General features: G+C 50.0%; 11 protein-coding genes. 3 read left to right on the forward strand and 8 right to left on the reverse strand.

From position 1 onward, the window contains the following. Positions 1-473: 473 nt before the first annotated feature. The 5 genes from AQR02_RS27250 to AQR02_RS27270 all read right to left on the reverse strand — a co-directional run bounded on the left by AQR02_RS27250 (position 474) and on the right by AQR02_RS27270 (position 4,681). Positions 474-2,726 carry a PAS domain-containing hybrid sensor histidine kinase/response regulator gene (locus tag AQR02_RS27250; protein WP_082452104.1) on the reverse strand — a complete coding sequence of 751 codons (2,253 nt, stop codon included), beginning with the start codon at positions 2,724-2,726 and terminating at the stop codon, positions 474-476. Positions 2,727-2,924: 198 nt separating this feature from the next. Continuing rightward, entirely contained in the window at positions 2,925-3,071 is a 147-nt protein-coding gene (locus tag AQR02_RS35670; RefSeq protein WP_159067855.1) for a phosphotransferase, read from the reverse strand. Positions 3,072-3,160: 89 nt separating this feature from the next. Continuing rightward, a complete protein-coding gene (locus AQR02_RS35675; protein ID WP_209444318.1) occupies positions 3,161-3,349 on the reverse strand; it encodes a hypothetical protein in 189 nt (62 codons plus the stop codon). A 124-nt stretch (positions 3,350-3,473) separates the two neighbouring features. Beyond that, complete coding sequence (locus AQR02_RS27265; RefSeq protein ID WP_054943484.1) at positions 3,474-3,863, reverse strand: response regulator; 390 nt, start codon at positions 3,861-3,863, stop codon at positions 3,474-3,476. A 143-nt stretch (positions 3,864-4,006) separates the two neighbouring features. Further along, positions 4,007-4,681: a Na-translocating system protein MpsC family protein gene (locus AQR02_RS27270; protein WP_054943485.1), complete on the reverse strand. Its 675-nt coding sequence runs from the start codon at positions 4,679-4,681 to the stop codon at positions 4,007-4,009. A 203-nt stretch (positions 4,682-4,884) separates the two neighbouring features. Between AQR02_RS27270 and AQR02_RS27275 the strand changes: the two genes are divergently transcribed. Continuing rightward, complete coding sequence (locus AQR02_RS27275) at positions 4,885-5,427, forward strand: glutathione peroxidase (RefSeq protein WP_054943486.1); 543 nt, start codon at positions 4,885-4,887, stop codon at positions 5,425-5,427. A gap of 941 nt (positions 5,428-6,368) precedes the next feature. On the opposite strand, the gene AQR02_RS27285 is transcribed toward AQR02_RS27275, so the two are convergent. Continuing rightward, entirely contained in the window at positions 6,369-7,685 is a 1,317-nt protein-coding gene (locus AQR02_RS27285) for a PQQ-binding-like beta-propeller repeat protein (protein WP_054943488.1), read from the reverse strand. Positions 7,686-8,018: 333 nt separating this feature from the next. On the opposite strand from AQR02_RS27285, the gene AQR02_RS27290 reads away from it, so the two are divergent. Next, positions 8,019-9,119, forward strand: a complete 1,101-nt coding sequence (locus AQR02_RS27290; RefSeq protein WP_054943489.1) for an LLM class flavin-dependent oxidoreductase — start codon at positions 8,019-8,021, stop codon at positions 9,117-9,119. Between the two features lie 114 nt (positions 9,120-9,233). Here AQR02_RS27290 and AQR02_RS27295 read toward each other — a convergent pair whose 3' ends face one another. After that, complete coding sequence (locus tag AQR02_RS27295; protein ID WP_054943490.1) at positions 9,234-10,100, reverse strand: Rgg family transcriptional regulator; 867 nt, start codon at positions 10,098-10,100, stop codon at positions 9,234-9,236. A 113-nt stretch (positions 10,101-10,213) separates the two neighbouring features. On the opposite strand from AQR02_RS27295, the gene AQR02_RS27300 reads away from it, so the two are divergent. Further along, complete coding sequence (locus AQR02_RS27300; RefSeq protein ID WP_054943491.1) at positions 10,214-11,413, forward strand: MFS transporter; 1,200 nt, start codon at positions 10,214-10,216, stop codon at positions 11,411-11,413. A 42-nt stretch (positions 11,414-11,455) separates the two neighbouring features. On the opposite strand, the gene AQR02_RS27305 is transcribed toward AQR02_RS27300, so the two are convergent. Further along, a partial coding sequence (locus tag AQR02_RS27305) for a CheB methylesterase domain-containing protein (RefSeq protein ID WP_148449229.1) occupies positions 11,456-12,006 on the reverse strand: 551 nt, incomplete at its 5' end.

Consider the following 12,006-nt stretch of genomic DNA (forward strand, 5'->3'; position numbering starts at 1 on the left):
AGTTAGTCATTACCTTCCACTCCCTTTTTTAAATTCGGTGATCTATAAACGCAAAAAGGCCCCCGTCGCAAGGGACGAGGAGCCGTGGTACCACCCTTATTTAGAGATTAACCCGAAATACGAGGCGCGGAGAGTGGAAAGCTGCTACTTCCCGGCCAGGATTAACTCTGTCTTACACCCGGTAACGCGGGGCGCGGGCCTCCCTACGCATATCTGCTGCAGCAAATACTTCAGGGGCCGACTCAGAAGTGAACTTCGGTACTAAACGTCTCATGAGGGTGCTCTCAGTCTCCGGCACGCCTTCCCTGTTAAGATCCGTACATAGCACTTACTCTCTTCGTCATCGTCGTTAGAGAATATTTCGGCACGTCTTATGTGCCGGTTTCTGCTATCTTAATCAAAATATTCACATGATGCAAGGGGATATTGCACCGTTTCACAGCTTTAATGTAATAAATCTCCCTGAAGCTCATTTAATTTCCGAAAAATTTCGAGATCAGATTCGTAACCGCCTCACTGCGCAGCGGTTTGCTGATGTATTCATCCATTCCCGTCTCCAGGCATTGTTCACGGTCACCCTTCAGCGCATTGGCCGTAACGGCGATAATCACCGGCTGCTTGTCCGGAGCAAGCGTCCGCCTGATTGCTGCTGTCGCTTCCAAACCGTTCATTCCGGGCATCTGCACATCCATAAAAATAAGATCATAACCGGTACTGCCCGTCATCTCCACCACCTGCAGGCCATCCGCGGCCACATCAACGGAATACCCCCGCTTCTCCAAAATTTTACGCAGCACGATTTGGTTAATCTCGTTATCCTCCGCCACCAGGATCCGCAAATTTCGGCTGACTGGGCCTGAGGCTGCAAGTAAAGTACCGAACGAGTCGGCAGAAGTATCATTTCTCAGGCGGAGCTTCACTGTAAACTCAAAGGTCGCCCCCTGCTTCACACTGGTGTCCAAGCCGATGGCTCCCCCCATCAGTTCAACCAGCTGCTTCGCAATCGCCAGGCCGAGACCTGTCCCTTCATGGCGCCGGCCCATGAAATGATCCAGCTGCACAAACGGCTCAAACAGCTTGTCTGCAGAGTCTTCAGGAATACCAATTCCGGTATCCGCAACTGTGAAATGCAGTGTAACCTGTCCGCCTGTCTGGACGAGGCTTTGGACTTTAATCGTTACACCTCCGGTATAAGTGAACTTAATCGCATTGCCAACCAGATTCAGCAGGATCTGCTTTAACCGTTCCCCGTCACCAATCACCTGCTTGGGTATCGCGGGATCCACAAAGACCCGTGTCGTCAGCCCCTTAGCCTCCGCCTTATGCTGCAGAAGTTCAAGAACGGAATCTATACATTCCTCCAGTACAAAAAGATCCTCATGAAGAGCCGTTTTGCCGGCTTCATTCTTGGAGAAATCCAGAATATCATTAATGATACTCAGAAGGGTGTCACCGCTCTGCCGGATGATCTCCAGGTACTCCCTCTGGGTAGAGCCCGGCTCACTGATATCCAGCAGTAGATCGGTCATCCCGATCACACCATTCATCGGGGTACGGATCTCATGGCTCATCATCGCCAGGAATTCACTTTTTGCACGGTTCGTGCTCTCGGCGGTTTCCTTGGCAATTAACAGCTTTTTCTGTTCCGTAATGTCCTTTACAATAATATAAAAGCCTACCGTAGCAGTATTGATGATGATCGGAGCAATAGTAGTTAACACTTCAACCGTATGTCCGTCCTTGTGCCAGACAAGGTCAATATCCCCTTCCTTGCTGCTGTTCCCGCTGGTATAGCCGAGCACATCGTCAACATGATGATCCCCGATGATCCGGCCTACACTCTTGCCGGCCAGCTCAGAGACGGGGTAACCTGTCAGCTGGCAGGCCTGCTCATTGCAGTTGATAATGTTGCCCTGCAGATCCAGTGAAATAATGGCATCATGATTGTATTTCTTAAGGGAGGTGTAGCGTTCAATGGATTCCTGCAGCTTCCGCTCAACATTTTTGCGTTCGGTGATGTCCCGGCCTACAGCAAGCACGCTTGGGCTGTCCGGGTTATCCACTATACGTAAAGTGAATTCAATCCACAAGTATCGCCCATCAGCGTGAAGAACCCGCAGCTGAATACTCCGGAGTTCGGCTACTTGCGGAAGGCTTAGTGAGGCACGATCCTCCGGATGGATCAGGCTGCGGATATCGCGTCCGATCAGCTCCTCCGGTTCATAGCCCAGCACTTCCTTGACCGACGGTGAACAATACCGGCAGATATTGTCGGGTGTGGCGTAATACACCACATCACTAATATTCGCGGCAATCAGCCTATACAGCTCGTCAGACGAGGGATAACGATTCTGGGCTTTTGCTTCAGCCGGAGGCTCTGTCAGGTGAATAATATAATACAGCTCTACACCCGTAGAAGGATCTCTGATAAGTGCGGTATGCAGCAGCAAGGTAACCGGCATGCCTTTGCCATGGATCATCCTAATTTCGCATTCAAAAAAGGGAACTCCACTTGCTTTCAGAGCCCCCATCTTCCTGCTATGTATCTCCACAGAATCTTTGTACACAAGCTCCCTGAAATCATGCCCCAGGAGCTGTTCTTCCTTATATCCAAGCATCGAGACTACAGCCGGATTGATGCTCGTCCATTTGAGGTCAAGAGACAGAAAAGCCATTCCGCTGATCCCCGTTCGGTATACTTCTCCAAAATACTGCTCTTTCAACATCTGATCCACCGCCCGTTTTGTGGAGTAATGAAAGCAATTCCATTATTTAAAAACTGTAATATTAATATCTTGCATATCCGGGCGAAAGTCAAATGCTATTAAATGGAATAAAATACCTGTCTGCCAGAAAGAAAATCCCTGCACTGCGAACCGCATAATTTTGCTGCATTTTCTTTAATCCAGCCGTTGCGGTTAGAATCATGAATGAAAAAGAGAGTAGCCGGAGAATCCGAAGTCGATGTAACAAGGACCCTCAGGAGCGACAATAATATTTCCGAGCTGAACATCGGCATGGATGATCCCCCACTCCTGCTGGCCAACCAATTCACGGAGTTGTCCTTTCACGCATTCCAGAACCTCCCGAATGATCCCATAATGCTCCTCACTGTACAGGCCGGCTTCAACACCATATTGAAGCTCTTCGATAGCACTGTCTATCCGCTCAGCACCGTATACACCCGCCTGCTCAGTTCAGGATGTACCGACTCGCGCGAAAACCTGTGAAGCTCCGCCAGCCGGTCGCCCAGTGCAAAAACAATCTGCGAGGCATTTTCTTCCTTACAGGGTAAGAACAGTACCTTCAATCCACTCCAGCAGAGTTGCATAACAATCCCCAAGCTCACGTTATTGAATATTATAAAAGTTTTCCTTTTTATATATCATGTAATGTTTCAAGGTTATATGATGATTATCCCGACGAACCGGCCATCAGACGGAGTTCTCCCCAGTTCCCCATCTTTGATTAAATCAGGGTTTCCAGGCTAACAGTGCTTTTACGGTATCCGTAAAGGCACTTACCTGAAAAGGTTTAGTAATGTATGCAGCAAATCCTGTTTCCCGGGCCCGTTCAATATCTGAACGCAGGGCAAATGCACTGATTGCCACTACCGGTATATGCCGGGTATCCTCCCTTGCCTTCAACCATTCCAATGCCTCATATCCATTCAGGCCGGGTAAGCCGATATCGAGAATGATCAGATCCGGCAGCCGCCGGACTGCAATGTCCAGGCCTATTTCCGCCGTTTCAGCTTTCAGCAGCAATAAGGAGGGCAGATTTTTTTTGAAGATATGATGCATTAAGGCCATGTTAAGCTCATTATCTTCGACGTACAACACTGTCCGCTTATATTCCTCCATGCGCCAAATCCCCCCCAAATGTTTACTGAACCATGGAAAACGAAAAAACCGAAGAAAGGGACCTGTCCCCCTTCTTCGGCTCATGTCCGGCTCATTCGCATGTCCGGCTCATTTCCGCCTCATATATAGTTTGAAGATATGGTTTATAGAAAAGTATGTGCGATCACGCTTGTATCCTTATCGAAATCCCAATCCACATAAATGTCGGACAGCTCCTTGCCCAGCATGGGTGCAATTGTGGTGGTATCTTCGAGGTAGCGTTTTTCCATCTTGCGTTTCGTGGTTTTGAGCGTATTCTCATAGCCGAGGCCGATCAGTTCCTTCTCCAAAGGAATCAGAATCCCTTCGCGTTTGATGATCAGGGTACGGGTTCCCAGCCACCAGGAATCGGTAAACTCGGGTTCCTTCTGTACCTTCCGGCTCACTTCATTGATCTGGGCATGAACTTCATCCCGTCCGGCATACTCATCGACTGCTGCCCCGTCGTTCTTCAGGAGGGCAACGATCATCCCAGACGCATTATGTATACCCCAATCATAAAAAATCTCGCCAACCTCAATCGACAGATTGTCCTGCAGATAAGCCGATAGCTCAGGAAGCAGTGACTTCATCAGAAGCTCACGTGTATAGCGGAACGCCTGCTCTTCTTCCTTATTCAGCAGAAATCTCTCTACTGGCCCGATAAAATTCCGGATATGCAGTGCAATGCATTGCTTCCCGATAGAAACATGTATAGACTCGGGGCCCTTCCCGAAACGCTCCCTAAGTAGTCTTCCTGTGTAACTGGAAAATTGGCTAGTAAGTTCTGTAGTACTCATTGGATTTCCTCCAGCAATGTATTCTTTTAAGTGCCTGGGGAGATACTCCGCCTGCCGGAGAAACGATTCGTACACCTTAGTATAATATCAACAGGCAGCTTCGTACATAAAAAAATAAGCTGATCATTGACACAAACAATTTGATTTTATACAATATAATTGTTTAATACATAAAATGATCCACCGGGAGGATGAAGCTGCCAATGAGTGTCTATCCATATACAGCCCGCAACATTCGGGGTAAAGAGACCCCTCTTGAACAATACAAGGATAAAGTGCTGCTGATCGTAAACACCGCCAGTAAATGCGGGTTCACCCCGCAATATTCCGACCTGCAAAAGCTTTACGAGAAGTTCCAGGACCAGGGTTTTCAAATTCTCGGGTTCCCCAGCGACCAGTTCGGTGAAGAACCCGGCTCCAATGAAGAGGTCGACGTGTTCTGCCAAATCAATTATGGTGTTAGCTTCCCACTCTTTGAGAAGATCGATGTAAAGGGCGAACATAAACATCCCTTATTCGACTATTTGACCAAGGAAGCGGGCTTTGCCGGCTTCGATCATAATCACGCGGGCAGCAGACTGCTGCACCTGATGCTTGAGGAACGCGATCCTGCCTCTCTGGCTGACGATGAAGTGAAATGGAACTTCACCAAGTTCCTGATCGACCGTAAAGGCAATGTAGCGAAGCGTTTCGAATCGCCTGTTGATCCCCTCGATCTTGAGCCGGCAATTCAGGAACTGCTGTAATTATTCCCCCGGCATGTCTCCGTAAACACTTCAAAAAAGGTGTGGTATCCCGCTCCGCCATTGTAGCCTGTGCACCCGGACCTCAGCCGATCTCCGCCCGGCACAAGCACATCCGTTGTAATTTGCTGCTGCGGTATCTCATTTCCTCCCAAACTGTTGATTAACCCAGTAAAATAGTTAATAAGAGCGTCCAGCCGGTACAAATTTGTTTCTACAAGTTTCCAGACCGGGACGGCTGCTTGAAAACGTTTGATTTGACGGTGCGGAGAAATGGTAGCGGGAATTTCTCCATCTAATTTCTTATGGGAAGGATGAAGACAGTTTTAGCGGGATTTCCTCCATCTAATTACTTAGGTAGGGGGTCAAAATCAGCGTTTCCCGGGAGATTAGCGGGAGTTTTTCTCACTAATCTCCGATTTTAGGCCAAACCGGATGAATTAGCGGGAGTTTTTCCCATCCATGCAGGCGCTATCCGCCGTCTAGACTACCAGTACCTCCACTTTCGGATGCTCGGCCGCGAACACGATATTACCGCCGCTACAGGGCTATTCCGTGCAGGGTCAGCCCACTCCGCTAGCGGAAGTCTGAAGATTTCTGCAACTAATGTCTTCTGACCCATAAGCTCATCCCTCCGCTTAGGTTTTTACTGCAGCTTCCGGCCGCTGCCCATCTTCAGATTTCTTTATATAACCGCTATTAGCGGTAGAAATCCGAAGACAGCATATACTTTCAGGCGATCGCTAACGCTTCTCCAGCCAGTTCCAAAATCCCCCTCAGCCACTTCAACCTTTGTAGTTCTTTAGTTCAGCTTTTATGTTTTTTATAAAACAGACAGAGGGACCTCATGCTTGATGGCACGGACACCTCTGTCTGGACAGTCGGCCGATGTAATTAATAGTAAATCATTTTGAAATTAATACCAAACCAATTAATATGGATAATTAATCAATTCGGAGAACCGCCGGCTCTTTAAATGCTGTAATCTTCCCCTTGCTCTGTACGATAATCATCCCGGTCTCCAGCAGGGTTGGCCCGAAGACCCTGCCGGACGTTTTGAGCTGCAGCACCTGTGCTCCCGTAAGCAGATTTACCGCCACCAGCTGACCGTCTGCACGGGCGATATACATACCGTGACCGAGCAGGTCAAAGCGGGCAATCGGGGCGCCTCCGTAATAAGATACCCCATACCTGTTGGTAGTCTTGACGCCATATACTGCTTCACCGTCGCTGAACAGTACTCTTCCGTCATAAGGTCCTGCGGCATACCTTAAGGAGCTTCCGCCGCCTGCCGCCGAATAGGTAATCTTGGCCGTCTTGGCCGGATCCGCATCTGCCGGATAACAGTAGACGGTGTTTCCATTATTGATGTACAGCTGATTGCCGCTGATCCAAGCTCGTCCGCCGCTGCTCAGTGCCTCATCCGGATTAATATTTCCGGGGTTGTACTCTACCGATTTCAGCACCTTGCCGGTCTTGGCATCCAGCGTATCTACCGTGGTCAGGGGCACCAGCTCTATGAGGTTGGCTGTCCGCTGAGAGCGGAGGGTTCCGCTGCCAACATCAATGGGCAGAGCGTGATTATCTGCTTCCCACAGCTGTTTGCCTGTCTTCCGGTCAAAGGCATGCAGAAGCTCGTAGGAATACGCCCCGGATACTGAATCCTCAGCGAATACCAGATCGCCTTGAACCTGTACAGGCAAATACAGCTTCTCACTATAATTATCCTTCCATTGCAGTTTGCCGTCTTTCAGATTATAGACCTGAATATCGCCGTTAACGGCAAAAAGCTGGTTCTGGTCGATCAGGAGCTGGTACGGAGCTTTACTCGGTACGGAAGAGCTCCAGTTGTTTTTGCCTGTTGCTGCATTGATGGCATATATAGTTCCTGCCTGCGAGCTTGCGTAAATCAGGCCATCCTGATACAACAGCGGTGCTGTCAGCTTCGCCCCGTATTTCCAGACTCTTTTGCCGGTCTGGGCATTCAGTGCGAGCAGCTGCCCCTGCTGAATGATGTAAACTTTGCCCCCTCCGGCCACAGCAGACCCCTGGCTCATCGCTGATTCATCACCCTGCAGATCCATCGTGCTGGACCATATGATTTTAGCTGCAGGAGCTGCGGGAGCATCACTCCCGAAATTATTGGCCACATAAGAAGTACGCGGTTCTGATGCGGCAGATTGGGCTGTACCGGCAGCAGCCAGCAGACTTAATCCGATCACGGCAGCGAAGGCCCCGTTTCTGATATTTATTCTCCACATTTGATGAATCCCTCCCGGAATTAATTGTCCTTGTCCATCCATAGAAGCCACAACGAGTATATACCCTGATTTACAGAATATTCAATAATTTTCCACCCGTATCGGATTTTGCTGGATGAATAGTGCAAAAATCAATACACTATAAGAGACAGTAGAAGAGCGGCATATACGCCAATCCGTCAGGATAATACCGTTAATCCGCTTACAGATCAAAACATTTACTCATATACTTACATTTTGTAAGTATTTATGTTATACTAATCCGAATCCTACTTACTGCGGACAAGCATCAATAGATAACCACCCATTCTGATGAACAAGGGGTCTGTACTTATGACTGACAACGTAAAAAAAGATATACAGCCTGAATTTGAATTCGGCATTTATACACTGGGCGACATGGTGACCGACTGTCATACAGGCCAGCGGATCAGCCCGCAGCAGCGGCTTCAGGAGGTCATTGCTGCAGCTAAGCTTGCGGATGAGGCCGGACTTGATGTATTCGGCGTGGGTGAACATCACCGGCTTGATTTTGTCATCTCTTCCATGCCGGTTGTGCTCGCTGCAATTGCCCAGGTGACCAAGCGGATTAAGCTGACCAGCGCAACTACTGTGCTTAGTACTTCCGATCCGGTACGGGTATTCGAGGATTTTGCCACACTGGATCTGCTGTCCGGCGGTCGGGCAGAGATTATTAACGGACGCGGTGCTTTTCTGGAGTCCTTCCCGTTGTTCGGATATGAGCTGGAAGATTACAAGAAACTGTTCACTGAGAATCTTGAGCTCCTGCTGGAGCTGAACCAGCATGAGGTGATGAACTGGAAGGGAACCTTCCGCTCACCGCTGAACAATGCCGAGATTGCTCCGCGTCCGCTGCAGCCGAAGCTCCCGCTCTGGGTTGGCATCGGCGGTTCACCCGAAAGCGCCGAGCAGGCCGGGCGGCTAGGCATCGGCATGGCTATTGCGATACTCAGCGGCAGTCCTGAGCCATTCCAGAATCTGGCCGGAACCTACCGCCGCAGCGGCGCTGCAGCCGGGCACTCTGCAGAAGACCTGAAGATCGCTATTACGAGCCACGGCTATATCGCGAAGACCTCACAGCAGGCGCTCGATGAATATTACCCTTACTATTACAGCTACCGCAACGCCATCAGCCCGCATCCCGGGCAGGAATACCGGGTTTCACGCAGTGATTTTGGCCGCTTCGTCTCCCCGGTCAATACGCTGGCTGTCGGCAGCCCCCAGCAGATCATCGAAAAAATTCTATACCAGCATGAGCTGTTCGGCCATAACCGCTTTATGACCCAGCTCGATATCGGCGGACTGCCTTACAGCAAGGTGGCTACCGCAATTGAACTGCTCGCTACGGAGGTTGCTCCCGTTGTGCGCCGGGAAATCGCCAAGAAGAATAGCGCAGGCACTTCTCAGGCGTAATCACTCAGTTAGGATTTGCGCCTGTACTAAACCACACCAAAAAAACGGCTGTGCTATCCCGCTTGGGACGGCATCGCCGTTTTTGCTGTAACCGGACTGTTGGTCTGCTACCGCCTATAACCCTTCAGTTAGATGCCTGCGGCAGACCTTGAGCAAAGCCTGATAGCTGTCTTCAAAATCAAGCTGTCTGAGTATATTTAAATACCTCTTTAACTCAGCCGCGCTGTCTTTCTGCTTCAGGCAGAGCAACGTCAGCTCGTAATAAATTAAGGTCACAATTTTATCGTACAGCAGATGGGTTTTATCCGCTAACGGCAGCGCTTTTTCAAGAAACAGCAGGCTCTGCTCATAGTTATGCTCATTTAGGCAAAGGATCGAGAGGTTCTGCAGCAGATGCTGCTGGACCGTTCTGCTCTCCGGAAAGGAATGGTATCTGTCAAATTCTTTCGCGCCCCTGAGGCCGAAAAAAATGGCATCACTGCTGCTTAATGTGAACAAAAAATTATTGAGCAGCTTGAACTCGTACAGATACCATTTATCCACACCAAGCAAATACGGTTTGATATACGCTGCAATCTCATTCAGCGCTGTAATTTCATCTGCATGATGATGCTGAATCAACACCCCCTGGCCGAGCAGATATAAATGGTAATAGGCCTCGGTCCGTGTGGACTCATACATTGACCGGCACTCCCGGCTGATCGCCTTGACCTTACTGAAGTCGTAGCGATTCCCCGCTTCTGTAAGCTCCAGATGCAGCGTCCGCTTCACCTGCGGAGCATTGTCCTGATGCAGGAAAAGCAGCTCCTCAAACGACATTTCGAGTTTGTCCAGAAGCAGGATCAGCTTGTCGTAGCCGGGATAATACTTCCCGCCTTCAAAGCGTGAGAGGTTGGAGCGGCTCATGATGCCACCAGCCAGAAGCGACTGGTTCATTCCTTTCGATCTGCGGATCTGCCCTACCGTTTTACCCAGAATCATAACTTGTCCACTCCGTTTGCCTGTGTGAGTATATGGCACAATTTGTAAGCCTGATTTTTATTGTATGCTACACTCGGCACTAAGAAAATGACAAATTACGGGGGTAGAAGGCAATGAATCTGCGAATAGCAACTCAGCTTAACCGAAAGGTCTGGAATATTCTGGCCGGCACTTTTTTTACGAGAACCGCCCTGTTCATGAGTGTTCCTTATTTATCGATCTTTCTGACTGGTCAAAAGCACATCCCGCTCCTGCTCACCAGCCTCATCCTCGCGGTCAATCCGCTGGCGGGTGTAGCCTTCAGCTGGCTTGGCGGTGCGCTTGCCGATAAACTTCCGCTCCACAAAATCATCCTATATACTCCGCTTATCTGGGGGACTGTGTTCATTCTGTTCTATTTTGCCGACAGCTTCCTGGCCTTTCTGCTGCTGAACGCCCTGAACGGCCTGTGCTATTCACTCTTTGAACCGGCAAGCAAAAAGGTGCTGTCCACAGAGTCACTCCCGGAGCACCGGCTGCTCGTATTCAACCTGAGATACACAGCGATTAACCTGGGCTGCTTTGCCGGTCCTCTGCTCAGCCTGCTGTTCAATATGAAAATGACCCTGTTCCCTTATGTCATCCTCGGCATCATGTATATTCTATACGGGGCTTCAACGATGTTCTTCTTTCGCAATACTTCTGCTAACAAGGAGAATCATCAGTCTAGAATCCCCCGCAGTCTCCCGCCCCTCTGGGCGATCCGCAAAGATCAAGTATATCTACTGCTACTGGCGGGGATGAGCTTCTCCTATTTCGGCTATTCGCAGCTGAACGGAACCGTCTCCCAGTTTCTCTCGGCCACCGGCACCTTGGCAGACGGCACCCGGTTATACTCCATCCTGCTGTCGGTCAATGCCGTTGTTATTCTCACCACCCAGTTTGCCGTGCTCCGCCGGATCTCTACATGGAACCCGTTTACAGTGGTTCTGCTCAGCAATCTGCTGCTCGGCCTTAGTTTTCTGTTCTTTCTCTTCCCGGCTGCCTACCCTCCGCTGCTGTTATTCATTACAGTGTTCAGTCTCGGGGAGCTGCTGATCGGCGCGCGGTTCGATGCTCTGGTGGATGAACTGTCCTCTGCGGACAATAAAGGGTTATATTTCGGCTGCGCGGAAATCGTGAAGCTGGGGACCATTAGCGGCCCTATCGCGGGAGGCGGCCTGCTCAGGATCTTCGGCTTCCAGGCAGCCTGGCCCGTGTTCGGACTGCTCAGCTGCATAACCCTGACAGGAGCCCTCCTGATCCGGGCGGCCAGAATCAAACACAGTCACTAGCCTTTTCCCGCTTGATATGCTTACGTGCTGAACAGCAGGAAGTCATCTTTCGGCATGCGTTGAAGAAAAGACGTCGAGGAGCTTGCCAGCAATATCGGTAAGGGGCAGAATATGATCTACACAATTCAGCTCTACAGCAGCTCTCGGCATTCCATATACGACACAGGTAGCCTCTGACTCGGCGATGGTAACCGACTGAACTGCTGCCGCTTTCGCCCGCTGCATCGCATGAGCTCCGTCAGCCCCCATGCCGGTCATAATGACATATGCTTTTTTCAGCCCTCTTAACCGGGTGACTGAATCAAACATCACCTCTACAGAAGGCCGGTGGCCATTTACCGCATTCTGCTCATGAATGACTATCCGGTACCTGCTCAGCCCGATACTTTCCACCTCCAGATGTTTGCCGCCAGGGGCGATATACACCGTACCAGGTTCCAACACCTGATGGTTAGAAGCCTCCACCACATGCAGTACGGAGTGCTGGTCCAGACGCTGAGCAAGTGACGCAGTGAACTTGACGGGCATATGCTGGACCACTACCACTGGCACATCAAAATCATCGGGTAAGGAGGTAATGACCTTCTCCAGCG

Origin of the sequence: Paenibacillus ihuae (genome assembly GCF_001368795.1) — a bacterium.
Lineage (GTDB): Bacteria > Bacillota > Bacilli > Paenibacillales > Paenibacillaceae > Paenibacillus_AQ > Paenibacillus_AQ ihuae.